Raw genomic sequence first — 17,600 nt, forward strand, 5'->3', positions numbered from 1 at the left:
CGGGCCGTGCCGCGCGACTTTCGCGGCGGGCGGGCGGGAGCGGGACCGCACCCCGAACGGGCGCTGGTCCGGGCGCACGAGGGCGAGGCCTTCCGCCGTCAACCAATCGGGGCGCCGCCCGGGACTTTCCCCGGACAGCGGTTGACTACCTCCGTCCAGAACGATCCTTCAACAGCCGCCGCGACGCGGGTGCGATCTCATCGCCCGCCGGCGCACCATTGCGGGATCTCCAGGCGGGCCGCGGGCCCGCCGAAAGGTGACCATGGCCAAGTGTGAGATGGTGATTAACTACGTGCCCGGCGACGAGTGCCGGGTCGCGGTTCTTGAAGACGGCGTGCTGGAAGAGTTCCACCTGGAGCGCGCCGACGCGGTGAGCCACGTCGGCAACATCTATCTGGGCACGGTGGTGAACGTCGAGCCGGCGATCCAGGCGGCGTTCGTCGACTTCGGGCTCGACTCGTCGGGGTTCCTGCACGTCTCGGACCTGCACCCCCGCTACTTCCCCGGCGAGGACTCCGAGACGACCGAGATGGTCGGCAAGAAGACGCCGCGGCGCGAACGCCCGCCGATCCAGCAGTGCCTCCGGCGCGGGCAGGAGATCGCGGTGCAGGTGCTGAAGGAGGGCGTCGGCACCAAGGGCCCGACGGTCACCTCGTACCTCTCGATCCCCGGCCGCTTCCTGGTGATGATGCCCCTGATGGACAAGGTGGGGGTGTCGCGGAAGGTCGAGGACGAGGACACGCGCCGCCAGATGCGGGAGATCCTTGACCAGCTCGACCTTCCCGAGGGCTTCGGCTTCATCCTCCGCACCGCCGGCCTGGAACGGACCAAGGCGGAACTCAAGCGGGACCTGGCCTACCTGCTGCGCCTGTGGCGGGACATGGAGAAACGCTGGAAGCAGGGCGCCCGGCCCCGCCTGCTCTACAGCGAGTCGGACCTGCTCGTCCGCGCCCTGCGCGACATGCTCTCCGGGGAGATCGACCGGATCATCATCGACAACGAGGCCGCGCTGAACCGCGCGGCGAGGTTCCTCAAGATCGTCGCCCCCCGGTCCGCCGCCAACCTGGTGCACTACACCGGCAAGACCCCGGTCTTCCACGCCATGGGCGTCGAGCCGCAGATCCACACGATCCACTCGCGCGAGGTGCCCCTCAAATCCGGCGGCCGGCTCGTGATCGACGAGACCGAGGCTCTGGTCGCGATCGACGTGAACTCGGGCAAGTCGCGCGAGGCCCGCGACGCCGAGACGAACGCCTACGAGACCAACCTCGAGGCGGTCGACGAGATCTGCCGCCAGCTCCGCCTGCGCGACGTCGGCGGCATCATCGTCAACGACCTCATCGATATGCGATCGGCCAAGCACCGGCGCGACGTCGAGACGCGGATGAAGGACAACCTCAAGAAGGACCGCGCCCGCACCACCCTCGCGCCCATCTCCCCGTTCGGGATCCTGGAGATGACGCGCCAGCGGATGCGCGGCAGCCAGGAGAGCCAGCACTTTGCCGACTGCCCCGTCTGCCGCGGGCGGGGCCTGGTGCAGAAGCCCGACTCGGTCGCCGACGATGCGATCCGCGAACTGGCGACCGTGCTGCAGAACAGCCGCGTGCACCGCGTCGAGATGGTCGTCGCCCCGCGTCTGGCGGGCGAACTGCTCTCCGACAAGCGGCACACGCTCTCGCGCCTGGAACGCACCGCGGGGAAGAACGTGCACGTGCGGGTCTCCGAGGCGATCCCGGTCGACCGCATCTCGTTCTACGCCTACGACGACCGCGGCGCGGACATCGATGTCGCCCGCCTGCCGGCGCCCAAGGCCAACACCGAGGATCTCGTTCCGTTTGTCGACACCACCCAGCCCGGCCAGGACTGGGCCGTGGACACCGAGGAGGAGGCCAAGGCGGTCGCGGCGAGCGAGGCCGCCGAGGAGCCCGCAGCGCCGGAGGACACCGGCCCGGACTTCCTCTCCTCCGACGACTCCGACAGCACCGACGACATCACCAACCCTGCCGAACTGGCCGGCTCCCCCGCGAGCAAGCGACGCCGACGACGACGCGGGCGCGGCGGCCGCGACCGCGCTCAGGACTCCGAAGGCCAGGGTCGGGGAGAGGCGCAGGAGCAGGGCAGCGGCCAGCGACGCTCGGGCCGTTCTTCCAACGGCGACGACCGGCGATCCCGGCCGGATGCCGACGCGCCCTCACGATCCTCCCGCGGCGAAGAGGGCGAGCAGCCTCCCGCACACGCCGACGCCGCGGGTGAATCCGCTCCCGAAAGCGATGGCGAGGGTGGGCGGCGCCGACGACGCCGGCGCCGACGACGCGGCGGGCGCGGCCGCGGCGAACAGGGCGGCGCCGAGAACGGCCAGCCGGCCGAGGGCGAGGCCACCGAAGCAGCGCCGGAGGCCTCGCCGGATTCCAGCGTTCACGCGCACGCCCGCGGCGGAACCTATGAGATCCTGGGCACACCAGAGGGCGGCGCGGAGAGTGAGCCACCAGCAGCCGAGCCCGGCGGCGACGATCCCGAATCCGCCGAGCACCCCGACACGGCCGAGGGCGGCGCCCCCGGCGAGCAAGGAGAAGGCGCCGGGCGGCGGCGGCGGCGGCGGCGCCGACGCGGCCGCGGCGGTCGTGGCGGCGGCGGATCGGGCGAGGGTGAAGGAAACGGCGGCGGCGGGAATGCCGGCGGCCAGGGCGAGGCCCCGAGGCCGCGCCAGCAGCAACAGCAGCGCCGCGAACCGGATCGCCCGCCAGCGCCCCCGGCCTCGGCGCCGCCCAAGCCGGCCCTGCCGCGCACGCTCTATGCCTTCCGCCGCAAGCTCTCCCCGAGCGAACGGGCCAGGATCAAGCCGGAGTGATTTCCACGCCGCTGCGGCGGCACCGCGTCCAGCGCCAAGGAACAATCGTCCATGCCATCGGGTGACCCCAACGAGTGCCGCGTGATCCTGCTCGGATCGACGGGGTCGATCGGGACGCAGACGCTCGACGTGATCGAGCACCTCAATCGCCTGCACGAGCAGCGGCTGTATCCCATGCGCTTCCGCGTCGTCGGCCTCGCCGCCGGCCGCAACGGCGCGGCGCTGGCGGACCAGGCCAGGAGGTTCGATTCCGCCGCGATCGCCCTCGCCGACGAGAACGCGGACGACTGCCCGCCGCGGGCGATGCGCGGCGGCGACTCGGCCCTGCGCCTCGTGCAGAGCGTGGAGTGCGATGTCGTGCTCGCCGCGATGGTGGGCGCGGCGGGCCTCCCGGCCACGCTGGAGGCCGCGCGCCTGGGGCGGAACATCGCCCTGGCGAACAAGGAGACGCTGGTCGCCGCCGGGGAGCTCGTCGTGCCGGCCGCCGTGGAATCCGGCTCGCGGCTGCTGCCGGTGGATTCCGAGCACGCCGCGCTGTGGCAGTGCCTGCAGGGGCTCTCTCCGGACGGCGGGGCGTCGGCGTGCCCGCCGCTCGCCGAGCCCCCGGCCATCGCACGGGCCGTGATCACCGCCTCGGGCGGTTCATTCCGCACGTGGACTCGCGAGGAGACCTACCACGCGACCGTGGAGCAGGCCCTCAAGCACCCGACGTGGTCGATGGGGCCGAAGGTCACGATCGATTCGGCCTCGCTCACCAACAAAGCCCTGGAGGTGATCGAGGCCCACTGGCTCTTCAACCTCCCTGGGGAGAAGATCGGGGTCCTCGTCCACCCGCAGTCGATCGTCCACGCCATGGTCGAGCACCACGACGGCTCGATCATTGCCCAGCTCGCCGCACCGGACATGCGCAACCCGATCCAGTACGCCCTGACGTGGCCGCACCGCCCGCCCGGCGTCGCCCGCCGCATGGATTTCAGGGCGTTTGCCTCGCTGGAGTTCAGCGAGCCCGACACCGACCGCTTCCCCGCGCTGAAACTCGCCTACCAGGTCATCGAACGCGGCGGCACCACCGGCGCCACCTTCAACGCCGCCAACGAGGCGGCCGTCGAAGCGTTCCTCGCGCGGCGCATCCCCTTTGGCCGCATCCCCGAACTCTCCGGGCAGGCCCTGCTCGACCTCGGCTCCTCGCCCGTTCGCGACCTCGCCGACGTCCAGGCCGCGGACCGCGAGGCGCGGCGCTACGTCGCCTCGAAACTCGGGGCCTGATGCGAACGGGCCGCAGGGCGGGGAGCGCCGCTATTCTCCTCTCGTGCACGCCCCGAACCCAGTCATCGCCGACACGGTTCACGCCCGCACGAGCCCGCTCCGCGCCGGGGTGAGGCATGGCTGACGCCGCGTCCATCGCGACCCAGGCCCGCGGCATGGCCGCGACCGGCCGCGTGGACCAGGCCCGCGCCCTCCTCGCCCGCGCGCTGGCCAAGCAGGGCGGCAACGCCGAGCTCAACCTTGCGATGAGCGCGGTATGCCTCGCCGCCGGCCAGCGCGACCAGGCCGCGTTCTACTCGGACCGCGCCGCCAAGGCCCGGCCGGACAACGCCCCGACCCTGCTCGAACACGCCGGGGTGCTGATCGCCGCCTCCCGCCTCGCCGATGCGGAGGCCGCTTATGCCCGCGCCGTCGCCCTCGCGCCCCGCCACCCGCAGGCCCTGGCAAACTACGCCGCGTGCCTGGTGCTGCGCGAGAAGTACGCCACCGCGATGGCCCAGTGCCGCGCCGCCGCCCGGGCCGGCCTGGAGCACCCCAACCTCACGGCGACGCACGCCTCGGCCCTCCGCTGCATGGGGCTCGTCGAGGAGGCCGTCGGCGTGATCCGCGACGGCGCCCGCCGGTGGCCCGACGACCTCACGCTCGCCGAGGCGCACGCCACCGTGCTCAACTACGTGCCCGACGCGGAGCTGCCCGAACTGCTCGCGGCGCACAAGCGCTGGGCCATGATGGTGGAGCGCGCCGCTCTGGCCCAGGGCGGACGCCTTCCCGAGGTCGTCCTCTCCGCCGCCGACGCCGGGCGCGGGCTGCGCGTCGGCGCGATGTCGCCGGACTTCCGCGAGCACGCCGTGGTCTCGTTCTGCGAGGCCGTGCTCACGCACCTCCCGCGCGACCGCTTCGAGGTCACCGCCTACTTCACCACCAACACCCACGACCACGAGAGCGACCGCCTCGCCCGTCTCGTCGACCGTTGGCGCGAGTGCGGCTCTCTCGACAACCGCGCCCTCGCCAAGCAGATCCGCGCCGACGGCATCGACATCCTCATCGAACTCAGCGGCCTCACCCGCGGCCAGCGACTCGGCGCCGTCGCCCTCCGCCCCGCCCCGGTCCAGGTGACCTACATCGGCTACCCCAACACCACCGGCCTCGCCGCGATCGACTGGCGGCTCATCGACGCCCACACCGACCCGCCGGGCGCCGAACGCTGGTGCGTCGAGCGTCTCGCCCGTCTTGACCCCTGCTTCCTCTGCTACACCGCGCCGCAGAGCACCCCCGCGGAGTTCTCCCGCATCGACGACGGCGACGACACGATCGTCTTCGGATCGTTCAACAACCTCCAGAAGATCACCAGCCGCGTCATGGCCGTCTGGGCGAGCCTCCTCAAGGAGGTCCCGCGATCCCGGCTCATGCTCAAGAGCCCCGGGCTGCGCGAGGAGGAGGTCCGCTCCGAGGTGCTCGCCCGCTTCGAGCACCTCGGCGTCGATCGCTCCCGCATCGAGACTATGCCCCCCACCGATCGCATCGCCGACCACCTCCAGCAGTATCGCCGCATGGACATCGCCCTCGACACCTTCCCCTACAACGGCACCACGACCACCGGCGAGGCCCTGTACATGAGCGTCCCTGTCGTCACGCTCGAGGGCGTCGGCCACCCGGCCCGCGTCGGCGAGAGCATGCTCCGGGCCGCCGGGCTCCCGGAACTCGTCGCCGCCGACGAGGCCGGCTACGTCCGCGTCGCCGCGGCCCTCGCGGCGGACCGCCCACGACTCGCCGACCTGCGGGCCAATCTCCGGGACCGCGTCCGCCGCAGCCCCCTCTGCGATGGCCCCCGATACGGCGCCCAGCTCGGTGCCGCCCTGGAAAAGATGTGGGCCCAGCGCTGCGAGACCCCCCCGCCGCCACCCCACGGGGACATCGCGTGAGCCGCGCCAGCATCAACCCCGCGGCGATCGATGCGATGCTCCGCGCCGGGCAGGCGGAGGCCGCGCGGGCCCAGCTCGCCCGCCACCTCCAGCGCCACCCGGCTGACGCCGACGCCGCCGCGATGATGAGCGGCGCCCTCGCACGGCTCAAGCAGGAGCAGCAGGCCGCGTTCTACGCCCAGCGCGCCGTCGAGATCGCGGGCAACGACCCCGCCCGCCTCGTCGGCGTCGGCGCCATCCTCGCCGGCCTGCGACGCACCGCCGATGCCGCGGTCGCCTACCAGCGAGCCGCCCGCGCACGCCCGCAGGATCTTGATATCCGTCTCGCGCTGCTCAACCACCTCTACCTCACCGGCGCCCTGGCCGATGCCGCCTCGAGCGCCGAGCAGGCCCAGGGCGAGATCGACCGGCCCCAGATCCCCCTCCTGCGTTCCTTCGCCCTCTCCGCCATGGGCCGCGCCGACGAGGCCGAGCGCGTCCTCGCCGAATCACTCGCCCGATTCCCGGGCGACCAGCCCCTCACGACCGCTCGCGCGGCGAACGCGAACTACTGCGAGCACCTCGCCGCTCCCGAGGTCTTCCAGCGACACGCGGACTACGGCCGGCTCCTGCAGACCGCCCACCCCACAACGCCACCCCCGTTCCGCAACAGCCGCGAGCCCGATCGTCGCCTGCGCATCGGCATCGTCTCGGCCGACCTTAGGACGCACTCGATCACGTTCTACATCGAGGCCTTCATGCGGCACGCCGACCGCGCAGCGGTCGAGATCGTCTGCTACTCCACGCTCAACGTCGAGGACTCCATCACCGCCCGCCTGAAGACCTATGCCTCTCTCTGGCGCGACGCCTCGTCCATGAACGACCGCGAACTCGCCGAGCAGATGCGCCGCGACAACATCGACATCGCCCTCGACCTCATGGGCCACTGCTACCGCCACTCGCTCCGCGCCTTTCACCTCCACGCCGCCCCGGTCCAGGCCTCCTACATGGGCTACCCCAACACCACGGGCGTCCCCGCCGTCGACGCCCGCATCGTCGACTCCCTCACCGACCCGCCCGGCGCCGAGGCCCTCGCCACCGAGCGGCTCATCCGCATCGACCCCTGTTTCCTCTGCTACACGCCGCCCCCCGCGGCCCCGCCCGTCTCCGATCGGCCCGGCGATGCGCCGGTCGTCTTCGGCTCGTTCAACAACCTCGCGAAGATCGGCGACCGCGCGATCGCCCTGTGGACCCGCGTGCTCGACGCTGTCCCCGCCTCACGCCTGGTCATCAAAAACCTCTCGCTCCGCGACGCCGGTGTCCGCGAGATGCTCCGCGAGCGCCTCGCCGGCCACGGCGTGCCAATGGACCGCCTCGAACTCCTCGAACCCCCCGAGATCGTCGAGGACCACCTCAAGGTCTACTCGCAGGTCGATATTGCCCTCGACACCTTCCCCTACAACGGCACCACCACCACCTGCGAAGCCCTGTGGATGGGCGTCCCCGTCGTCGCGCTCGAAGGCCCGCCGGCCCCCGATGGGGGCCACGCCGGCCGCGTCGGGCTCACCCTCCTGAGCGCCGTCGGCCGGCGCGAGTGGGTCGGCGCAACCCCCGACGACTACGCCGCCATCGCCGCGGCCCTCGCCTCCGACCGCGGCTCGCTCGCCTCGATCCGCCGATCGCTCCGCGCCCAGGTCGCCGCCAGCGTGCTCTGCGACGGCCCCGCCTTCGCCCAGCGGTTCAGCGGCGCCCTCCGTGCCCTGTGGCGAGACTGGTGCGCCGGCCCGCCCCAATCATGATGAGGTAGGCTTACCCGACGATGGACCAGACCCGTGAAAGGCTCCGATCCGCCGAAGACCTCGCGCGCCAGGGCCGGCTCGCCGAGGCGAGGTCCATGGCCGCCGAGATCCTCCGCGCCCACCCCGCGAACGCCGACGCCCACTGCCTCCTCTGCTTCATCCTCACCAAGCTTGGCGACTACCCCGCCGCCATCTCCCACATCCGCGAGGCCCTCGCCCACGCCCCCGACGACGCCAACTACCTCTCCAACCTCGGCAAACTCCTGCTGCTCACCAGCGACAAGCCCCAGGCCGAGCAGGTCCTCCGCCGCACCCTCTCACTCCAGCCCGCCAGCGTCAACGCCAGCATCGACCTCGGTCACCTCCTCGAGGGTCTGCGCCGCTACGCCGACCAGCGCGAGGCCCTCCGCCGCGGCCTTGTCTACAACCCCAACCACCCGCTGCTCACTTCCAACTACGCCCTGGGCGCCATCGCCATGGGCGATGTCGACCACGCCGTCCGCGTCCTCCGGCGCTGCGCCACGGAAAACCCCGACCACCTGAACGTCGCCACCTCCCTCGCCAGCGCCCTCAACTACGCCGCCGGCGTCCCGCGCGAAGAACTCTTCGCCGCCCACACCCGCATCGGCGCCCTCTCCGACCGCTACGTCCGCGGCACCCTTGGCCCATTCTCCAACGATCGCACCCCGGACCGCCGCATCCGTCTCGGCTTGGTCTCACCGGACTTCCGCGAGCATTCCGTCGCCCACTTCGTCGAGCCGCTCCTGGCGAACCTCGACCGCTCCGACCCTGGCGGCTTCGAGGTCTTCTGCTACGACACCCTCGCCCGACGCGACTCAACTACCGACCGCCTGGAGCGCCTCGCCGACCACTGGCGCGATGCCTCCACCATCGGCGACCTGGACCTGGCCACCTCCATCCGGCGCGACGGCGTCGACGTCCTTGTCGACCTCGCGGGCCTCACCCTCGGCAACCGCCTCCCCGCGTTCCACGTCCGTGCCGCCCCGGTCCAGGTCACCTGGTGCGGCTACCCGAACACCACCGGCCTGCGGGAGATGGACTACCGCATCGTCGATGCCACCACCGACCCCGCGGGCAGCGAGCCGTGGTCCGTCGAGTCGCTCCTGCGCCTCGACCCTTGCTTCCTCTGCTTCCGCCCCCCCACCCAGGCCCCCGAGCCCGCCTCGCCGCCCCCCGACCTCCCGCCGACGTTCGTCTCCTTCAACGCGCTCCAGAAGATGAACGACCACGTCGTGGACCTCTGGGCACGCCTGCTCGACCGCGTCCCCGGCTCGCGCCTCCTGCTCAAGAACCTCGCCCTCAAGGACTCCCCCGTCCGCGAAGCCACCCTCGCCCGCTTCGTGCGTGCCGGCGTCTCCCCCGACCGGCTCGAACTCATCGGCTGGACCGACTCGCTCGCCGACCACCTCGCCCTCTACTCCCGCGCCCACGTCGCCCTCGACACCTTCCCCTACAACGGCACCACCACCACCTGCGAGGCCCTCTGGATGGGCGTCCCCGTCGTCACGCTCCGCGGCGACCGCCACGCGGGCCGCGTCGGCGAGAGCCTCCTGCTCGCCGCGGGCGCCCCCGCCGGCGATAACCCGCTCGGCTGGCTCGTCGCCGACACCGAAGAGGCATACCTCCAGATCGCCGCGGACCTCGCGACCGACCGCGCCCGCCTGAAGTCGCTCCGCGCCTCACTCCGCGCCGCGATGCAGTCATCACCCCTGCGGGATGAAGCCGGCTTCGCCGCCCGCTTCGGCGCCGCGCTCCGCAGCGCCTGGCACGCCTGGTGCGCCGGCACGCAGCGCGTCCTTCCCCCCGGCCCACCTGCCCCATCCCCGCGCCCCGCGCCCCCGCCGTCGCGCCCGGAGATCAGCGCCGCTCTCCGCGACGCCCAGGCGAGCATCAACTCCGGCCGATTCGATGCCGCGAAGGCAACGCTGCTGCGCGCCGCCCAGCGATTCCCGAAGGAAGGAGCGCTGCTCAACTCCCTCTCGGGCCTCCTGCTGCACATGGGCGAATCCGGCCCCGCCCTGTACTACGCCGAGCAGGGCGTCGCCCTCTTCCCCGATGACCCCGGCCTGCTCGCGACCCTTGGCCACGCCTTCACGCTCACCGGCAAAGGCGAACGGGCCATCGCCACGCTCCGGCGCGCCGTCGCGCTCGACCCCGGACTCCCCGAAGCCGCCGGCGCTCTCGTGGAACTCCTCCTCCTTTCGTCCTCCCCCGCCAGCGCCGCCCGTGTCTGCCGGCACGCGCTCGACGCCCACAACGGCCCCGGCCACCGCGAACTCACGATCGCATACGCCACGGCGCTGCTCGCCACCGGACGCCCCGCCGCCGCGCGGGCCCGCCTCCGCCCCATCGCCGATGCGAGCCACGCCGACCCCAAGACCATGGAGATCTGGGCCTCGACGCTCAACTACGACCCCACGGCCACCGCCGAAGAAAAAGCCGGCGCCCACTTCCAGTTCGGTGAGTCGCTCACGAACGCCCTCGCGGGCATCCGCATGCCCCCGCCGCCGGCGCCCAAGCCCGCCGACGCCGCGCGCCGCCTCCGCATCGGCCTCCTCTCCCCCGACTTCCGCGCCCACGCCGTCGCCACCTTCATCGAGCCCTGGCTCACCCACCACGACCGCGAGCAGTTCGAGATCACCTGCTACTCCAGCGGCGGCGCCGAGGACGACGTCACCGCGCGATTCAAGAAACTCGCCGCGCGGTGGCGCCCCGCGACCGAGCCCGACCACGCCGCCCTCGCCCGCAGGATCCGCGCCGACGGCATCGACATCCTCTTCGAACTCAGCGGCCTGACCCAGCTCAACCGCCTCGCCTCCATCGCCCTCCGCGCGGCGCCAATGCAGATCTCCGCGATCGGCTACCCCAACACCACCGGCCTGCGCCAGGTCGACTACCGCCTCGTCGATTCCCTCACCGACCCCGCCGGCGCCGAACTGCTGCACACCGAGCGGCTGCTCCGCCTCGATCCCTGCTTCACCTGCTTCCGGCCGCCGGATTCCCCGCCCGACGTCGCCGACCGCTCCGCCGCCGGAGCGGTGGTCTTCGGCTGCTTCGGCTCCATGCTCAAGATCAACGACCAGATGGTCCGCCTCTGGTCCCGCGTGCTCGAGGCCACGCCCGGCTCCCGCCTGCTCATCAAGAACCACGCCCTCTCCGAGCCCGCGATGCGCGACGAACTCGCCGAACGGTTCGAGATGCTCGGCGTGGGCCGCGACCGCCTCTCCCTGGTTCCCCCCGCCCCGGGCTACTCCGGCCACCTCGCGGCGTACTCCGAGGTGGACATCGCCCTCGACACCTTCCCCTACAACGGCACCACCACCACCTGCGAGGCCTCCCTCATGGGCGTCCCGACGGTCACCCTCGTGGGCGACGTCCACGCCGCCCGCGTCGGCCTCACCCTGCTCGCCTCCCTGCGACAGCGCGACCTCGCGGCGGCCAGCGAAGACCAGTACATCGCGCTCGCATCAGCCCTCGCCGCGGACGGTCCGCGCCGGGCCGATCTGCGCCGCTCGCTCCGCGGCGCGCTCCTCGCCAGCCCCCTGTGCAACGGCGAGGCCTACTCCAAACGCCTCGAATCGGCCCTGCGGAGCGCCTGGGCCGAGCTGTGCGGATCCACGGTGCAGCCATGCCCTCCCCACGCGTAGAACAGGCTCTGGCGCAGTTCAACGCCGGCAAGCGCGAGCAGGCGCGGGCCTCGCTCCTCGCCCTGGTCCAGCGATCGCCGACCGACTTCGCCGCCCAGCGTGCCCTCGCGTGGGTGCTCCTCCAACTCGGCCAGCCCGGTCAGGCCGCGTTCATCGGCGAGCGCGTCCGCGCCCTGGCCAAGCCCACCCGCGACGACCTCGCCGGGCTCATCGAGATCGGCTGGACCTTCCACGACGGCGGCCGCAGAGCCGACGGCGAAGCGTGCGCCCGGCGCGCCTGCACGCTCGCCCCCTCCGATCCCGCCGCACTCGAGGCGCTCCTGCTGATGCTCCAGGCCCGCTTTGCCTACCCCGAGATGGAGGCCCACTGCCGCGCCATGATCGCCGCCACCGGCCCCACGCCCCTCCTCCAGACCCACCTCGCCAACGCCCTCCTTGCCATGGGCGAGTCCGAGGCCGCGGCTGCCCTCGCCCGTGAAGTCCTCGCCGCAGACCCCGCCAGCGTCGCCGCCGCGCACGCCCTCGCCGCCACCCTCAACTACGTCGACAGCGCCACCCCCGACCAGATCCTCGAGTCCCACACCCACTTCGGCCGCCTGCTCACGGCGGGCATCAAGCCCCTTGCCCCACGCCCACCGGGCCCCTCCGACGCCGATCGCCCCCCGCGCCTCGGCCTGGTCTCCCCCGACTTCCGCGCCCATTCCGTCGCCTCGTTCGTCGAGTCATTCCTGCCGCACCTCAAGGGCCGCCTCGACGTCGTGTGCTACTACACCGGATTCACCGTCGACGACTCCACCCGCCGCATCGCCGCCGCTGCGGGCCTCTGGCATCACGTCAACACCCTCGGCGACGCCGACCTCGCCTCGCTCATCCGCGAAGACCGCATCGACGTCCTCATCGACCTCTGCGGCCTCTTCGCCCGCGGCCGCCTCCGCGTCTTCCAGATGCGCCCCGCCCCGGTGCAGGCGACCTACATCGGATACCCCAACACCACCGGGCTCACCGCCATCGACTACCGCCTCGTCGATTCCCACACCGACCCGCCCGGCTCCGAGCGTCTCGCGACCGAGTCCCTCCGACGCCTCGATCCCTGCTTCCTCTGCTACGCCCCCCCGGCCAATCCGCCCCCCGTGGAACGCCTCACCACCGACGACCCCGGCGGCGTCGTCTTCGGCTCGTTCAACAACCTGCAGAAGTTCACCGACTCCACTCTCGCGATGTGGAGCCGCGTGATCGCCGCCGTCCCGGGCTCCCGGCTCCTTCTGAAAAACAACGCCTTCACTGATGAGAGCGTCCGCGCCCGCATCCGCGCGGCCCTCGACCGGCACGGCCTCCGCCTCGAGAGCATCGAGATCCTCGGCCGCATCGACGATCCCATGCAGCACCTGACCGCCTACCGCCGAATCGACATCGCCCTCGACACCTTCCCCTACAACGGCACCACCACCACCTGCGAGGCCCTGCTGATGGGCGTCCCCGTCGTCACCCTCGCCGGCGACCGCCACGCCGCCCGCGTCGGCGTCAGCCTCCTCGCGGCCGTCGGTCTCGACTCCCTCGTCGCCGCCACCCCCGATCAGTTCGTCGCCATCGCGACCGCTCTCGCCGCCGACACCGACCGCCGCCGCGCCTTCCGCAGCTCCCTCCGCCCCACTCTCCTCGCCTCCCCGCTCTGCGACGCCGCCGGCTTCGCCCGCCGGTTCGAAGAGGCCGTCACGGCGATGTGGCGCCAGGCCGTCGCCGCCCGCGCCCCGGCGGCGGCCCCGCCCAGCCCCCAATAGAAAACGGGACGCCCCTTCAAGGGAGCGTCCCGTCGTCATTCACTCATTCAGCACGCGGCCGACCGCGGCTTGCGTGCCTACTTGTTCAGGTAGTCATCCGGCTGCCTCTCGACCGGGCTCTGCCGCCCTCCGTCGGGCTCGCGGAAGTAGAACCCGCCGAACATCCCGCCGAAACTCGGCGCGTTGTACACGTACGAGGCCTCCAGCGCCTTGTCGATGCGCACCGCCGCCTCGGCCAGGTGGGCGCTCGTGTATGGATCAATCCGTGAGGCCCCGTCGCCCTCGTTCACGGACTTGATCTTCCCGCGGATCTCCTTGAGTTTCGCCACCGCAAGGTTCGAGATCGGCTTGCTCGAAGCCCCGTACATCGTGCCGGGGAAGGTCAGGTCGATCAGCCGGTCCAGGTGCTCGCGCTGCAGGTTCCGCCGCAGCGACGACACCATCGGCTGGCGCGAGGTGAACTTGCCCGACGGCTTCGTGTACACCTCCGTCCAGATCGCCGACGACACCGCGTCCATCAGCTCCGGCAGCGTCAGCGCGTCCTGGTCCGCCGGGATCCGGAACTCGTTGTCGTACACCCGCTTGAGCGTCGTCGGGTTCAGCATCATCGTCAGCACCGACGCCTGAATGCCCATCACGCGGTCGTGCACCGGCCACGTCGCGTCCTCCATGATCGAGCCCATGCCGCCGTCGTCCCACCACTTGTCCACGGTCATGTACTTCAGCAGGTCCGCGTTCAGCCCGAACGCCTCGTCTGTGAACGTGTTCTCGATCAGGAACTTCATCGCCGCCCGCTGCTTCGCCGCGGGGACCACGTCGATCGGGGCGCGGCCGTTCGGGTCGCCCTTCTTGTCGCGGTACACGTGCGCCCCGCCCACCCAGCGCGACATCATCGCCAGCATCTGGGTCTGCGTGCTCAGCGAGATCGCGTACCCGCGCCGGGCCTTCGACCACGACTGCCCTTCCTTCACGAACTTGTCCGTGATCTTCGCCCGCAGCGCCTTCACCAGCTTCATCCGCGACGCCGCGAAGTCCAGTGGGTCCGCCGAGAAGTCGTACCGCTGCGCCAGCGGGTCGGGCCCGAACGTGTCTTCGTCCGTCCCGAACTGGTGCTCCGGGTCCGCCACCGTCTCCAGCACCTTCTTCGGGTCGCCCGACGTGTAGCCGTACTCGATCGCCCAGAAGTCGTACGGGCCGATGTTCGACATGTTGTAGTCGCCCTGGATCGGGCCGTCGTCCATGTTGATGTTCACCGGCGTGTAGTCCATCACCGACGTCGTGAACGGCTTCTTCCCCTTGAACTCGTCGGAGTTGATCTGCTTGAGCGTGTACGCCGACGACGCCTTGAAGTTGTGACGCAGCCCCAGCGTGTGGCCCACCTCGTGCGCCACCAGGTCCGCCAGCGCCGGGCCCACGAACCACTCGGGGATCCCGTCGAGCGTCTCTTCCTTCTCCTTCTCTTTGTCCTTGTCCTTCTTCTCGTCCTTCTTCGCGTCCTTCGCCTCGGCCTCGTCCTCCGGCGGGTCGTTCAGCATGTCCATGATCATCATGTTCATGCCCATCAGCGCCATGTCGTTGGCCTTCCCCTGCGCCGCGAGGCACAGGCCGTTCACCTGCGACACGCGCCCCTTGAGCCCGTCGAACTCCTGCTGGCCCAGCATGTCCTGCGGCGTCTGCGCCGCCGGGTGCCCGCCGTACCGCACCACCCCGCGCGACGCCCGCTGCGCCAGCAGGTAGTCACGCTCCCCGGGGGGCGCCATCCGCACCCGCGGGTCCCAGTTCGGATGGCTGTCCAGCCACGCGATCGTCTCAGGCGTGAACGCCTCCATCGCCGTCGACGCCGGGATCAGCTCGTTGGTCGTGTACCAGAAGTACCGGATCCACCCGTCCGTCAGCACCACGTCCGCGTCCAGGATCTCCCCCGTCAGCGGATTCACGCGCGACGGACCGATCGCCGTCCCCACGTCGTTCGTCAGCCACCGGATGAAGTTGTACCGCACATCCTCCGGGTCCTTGTCCATGTTCGCGCCGCTCGCCTTGTCCTGGTACCGGACCTCGATCGCGTCGCGGATCCCGACCTTCTCGAACGCCGCGTTCCAGTAGTCGATCCCCTGCTTCACGTACGCCCGGTACCGCACCGGCACCGTGTGCTCCACGTAGAACACGATGGGCTCTTTCGGCGGGCTCAGCTTCAACTTCGGGTCCCGCTTCTCCAGGGACCACCGGTTCACATACCGCACCCACTTCTCGTCGTCCCGGAACTTTCCAAGGTCCCGGTACACCGTCGTGAAGTACCCGATCCGCTCATCCGCCGCCCGCGGCTGGTACCCCGGGGTCCCCTCCATCAGGCTCACCGAGTAGTGGAACTGCTTCAGCCGCCCGCCCGCCGTCGGTAACTCGTACGAGATCTCCACGTTCTTCGGGAACGCCTTCGCCTCCTTCACCACCGCCAGGTTCGCGTTCGCGCCCGCGGCCGAGTAGCCGAAGAACTTCTGCGCCTGCCCCGCCATCAGCGCCTTGAGATCGATCACCGGCTGCCCGCTCGGGCCCATGCACACGATCGGCACGTCCAGCACCACCCGGTCCGTGAACAGCCGCTCCACCCCGGACTTGGACTCCTGGTCCCCCGTCGACCGCGTCGCGATCTCAGGCTCGATCAACGCCAGCCGCTTGTCGAACCGCTTCCAGTAGCAGTACAACTCCCCCGCCTGCAGCCCCGCGTACGACTCCCCCGATGCCACCGTCAGCGCGATGAAGTGCCGCTGGTTCTCGAAGCCCCGCGGCAGCTCCGCCAGCATCGAGCCGTCCTTCTCCTTCACCCACAGCGTGTAGAACGACTTCTCCCCGTCCGCCGTCGACACCACCTTGGTGAAGTCCTTCGACACGTCGGCAAACTTGGGAAACTCCGGCTTCTCCTCCGCCGGGGACTTGGAATCCGGTGCCGGCTGGGCCACCGCAACAGTGAGAGGCATCGAGATGCAAAGACCTGCCGCGGCAATCAACGCGCACAGGGAGGCGGAAGACCGAACCATGCTGCTCATACGGACTCCTTCGTAGAAGAATCGTGGACGCCATCGGGCCGCCCGGGACAGAACCGCCGCGGGCTGGACCCTGGCCTCATTGCGCAAGCCTCGCCCCGGCTTCATCTTACGAATCCGACACCCGGGGGTTCTCCGGAGATACCGATCCGGCCCGCGGAAGTTTCACGCCCCCGGCGGCCATGACCCGCCCGCGGCGACCCCGTAGATCGGCCCGCCAGCCCGCCAGAGGCGAAGATCCGCCCCTCCCCGCACTCCCTAAACAGGGTATGGGGCCCGCATCGCCAAGATCAGCACCAACGTGATCGTCGCAAACGCCACGAACGAAAGTTGGAACGGCCGGTCCCGCATCGCCAGTTCGGTCGGATCGTCGTAGTCCCCCCGCTCCAAGATCACGATGCACCGCAGGAGGCAGTACGTCGCCGGCACCATGGTGATCCACAGCAGGTTCACCCCCCCGCCCACCCGCACGCCATCCCACGCCAGCACGTAGTCCGATTCGTGAGCGGTTACATACCCCGCATACGTAATCAGCGTCGCAACCCCCGTCACCACCACCATCATCCGCAGCAATTCATCGGTGTACGCCGATTGCACCGCCCGCACCGTCGACGCCGCCTCGGCCGATCCCATCGTCCTTCGCTCGCCCAACCGCTTCCCAAACGCCAGGAACATCGCCAGGAACAGCGTGCTGTTCAGCAGCCACGACGACGGCACTACCCCGACCGCCGCGCACCCGCCGAACACCCGGATCACGAACCCCAGCGACAGCCCCATCACATCCGCCAGCACCACGTGCTTGAGCCACATCGAGTACAGGTTTACGTTCACCACGTACGCCACCACCCACAGCCCCACGCCCCACATCGCCTCCGCCGTCGGCAGCATCGCCACCGCGGCCACCGCGCCCACGAGCAGAGCCAGCGCAAACCCCGCCGCCTGCCCCGGCGACACCTCGCCCGACGCGATCGGCCTGTTCCGCTTCCGCGGGTGCGACCGGTCCGCCGGCGCATCCAGGATGTCGTTCACCACGTACGAGGCGCTCGACACCAGCGCGAACGCCACCGCCGCCAGCCCCGCGGCGAACGCCACCGGCTTCCACGCCCCCGGACGGTCCGCCAGCGACGAATACCCGTAGAACGGCCCCACGAGCACGAACGCGCTCTTGGCCCACTGCGTCGGCCGCGCCAGTCGGACAAAGCGACCGATCACCGGCTCGCCCTCGCCGGAGCACCGCAGATGGTTGAATGGCCCCGAATCACCCGCTCCGTGCTCCGATCCCGGCCGACGCCGGATTTGGCC

The 17,600-nt window shown here is 71.0% G+C and carries 8 protein-coding genes; 6 read left to right on the plus strand and 2 right to left on the minus strand.

All coding sequences use genetic code 11. The features are described 5' to 3' along the window. The first annotated feature begins 262 nt into the window (after positions 1-262). The 6 genes from KF745_08945 (at position 263) to KF745_08970 (ending at position 13,260) form a co-directional block, all read left to right on the plus strand. A complete protein-coding gene (locus tag KF745_08945; GenBank protein MBX3358543.1) occupies positions 263-2,848 on the plus strand; it encodes an Rne/Rng family ribonuclease in 2,586 nt (861 codons plus the stop codon). A 51-nt stretch (positions 2,849-2,899) separates the two neighbouring features. Beyond that, on the plus strand, positions 2,900-4,114 hold the full coding sequence (gene dxr / locus KF745_08950; protein MBX3358544.1) for a 1-deoxy-D-xylulose-5-phosphate reductoisomerase: 1,215 nt from the start codon (positions 2,900-2,902) through the stop codon (positions 4,112-4,114). Between the two features lie 116 nt (positions 4,115-4,230). Further along, positions 4,231-6,036, plus strand: a complete 1,806-nt coding sequence (locus tag KF745_08955) for a hypothetical protein (protein ID MBX3358545.1) — start codon at positions 4,231-4,233, stop codon at positions 6,034-6,036. Next, positions 6,033-7,814: a hypothetical protein gene (locus KF745_08960; GenBank protein ID MBX3358546.1), complete on the plus strand. Its 1,782-nt coding sequence runs from the start codon at positions 6,033-6,035 to the stop codon at positions 7,812-7,814. Before KF745_08955 ends, KF745_08960 begins: the two co-directional genes overlap by 4 nt. Before the next feature lie 20 nt (positions 7,815-7,834). Next, complete coding sequence (locus tag KF745_08965) at positions 7,835-11,482, plus strand: tetratricopeptide repeat protein (GenBank protein ID MBX3358547.1); 3,648 nt, start codon at positions 7,835-7,837, stop codon at positions 11,480-11,482. Then, on the plus strand, positions 11,464-13,260 hold the full coding sequence (locus KF745_08970; protein ID MBX3358548.1) for a hypothetical protein: 1,797 nt from the start codon (positions 11,464-11,466) through the stop codon (positions 13,258-13,260). Before KF745_08965 ends, KF745_08970 begins: the two co-directional genes overlap by 19 nt. A gap of 77 nt (positions 13,261-13,337) precedes the next feature. On the opposite strand, the gene KF745_08975 is transcribed toward KF745_08970, so the two are convergent. Beyond that, positions 13,338-16,301: a zinc-dependent metalloprotease gene (locus KF745_08975; GenBank protein ID MBX3358549.1), complete on the minus strand. Its 2,964-nt coding sequence runs from the start codon at positions 16,299-16,301 to the stop codon at positions 13,338-13,340. 255 nt (positions 16,302-16,556) lie between these two features. Beyond that, positions 16,557-17,510: a UbiA family prenyltransferase gene (locus KF745_08980; GenBank protein MBX3358550.1), complete on the minus strand. Its 954-nt coding sequence runs from the start codon at positions 17,508-17,510 to the stop codon at positions 16,557-16,559. Between the last annotated feature and the right edge of the window lie 90 nt (positions 17,511-17,600).

The organism is Phycisphaeraceae bacterium, assembly GCA_019636655.1.
Taxonomy (GTDB): Bacteria; Planctomycetota; Phycisphaerae; order Phycisphaerales; family UBA1924; genus JAHBXB01.

Excerpts from the sequence above, each read along its gene's own strand:
- KF745_08945 (MBX3358543.1), top strand. The coding sequence starts at position 263 with ATGGCCAAGTGTGAGATGGTGATTAACTACGTGCCCGGCGACGAGTGC.
- dxr (MBX3358544.1), top strand. The coding sequence starts at position 2,900 with ATGCCATCGGGTGACCCCAACGAGTGCCGCGTGATCCTGCTCGGATCG.
- KF745_08955 (MBX3358545.1), top strand. The coding sequence starts at position 4,231 with ATGGCTGACGCCGCGTCCATCGCGACCCAGGCCCGCGGCATGGCCGCG.
- KF745_08965 (MBX3358547.1), top strand. The coding sequence starts at position 7,835 with ATGGACCAGACCCGTGAAAGGCTCCGATCCGCCGAAGACCTCGCGCGC.
- KF745_08970 (MBX3358548.1), top strand. The coding sequence starts at position 11,464 with ATGCCCTCCCCACGCGTAGAACAGGCTCTGGCGCAGTTCAACGCCGGC.
- KF745_08975 (MBX3358549.1), bottom strand. The coding sequence starts at position 16,301 with ATGAGCAGCATGGTTCGGTCTTCCGCCTCCCTGTGCGCGTTGATTGCC.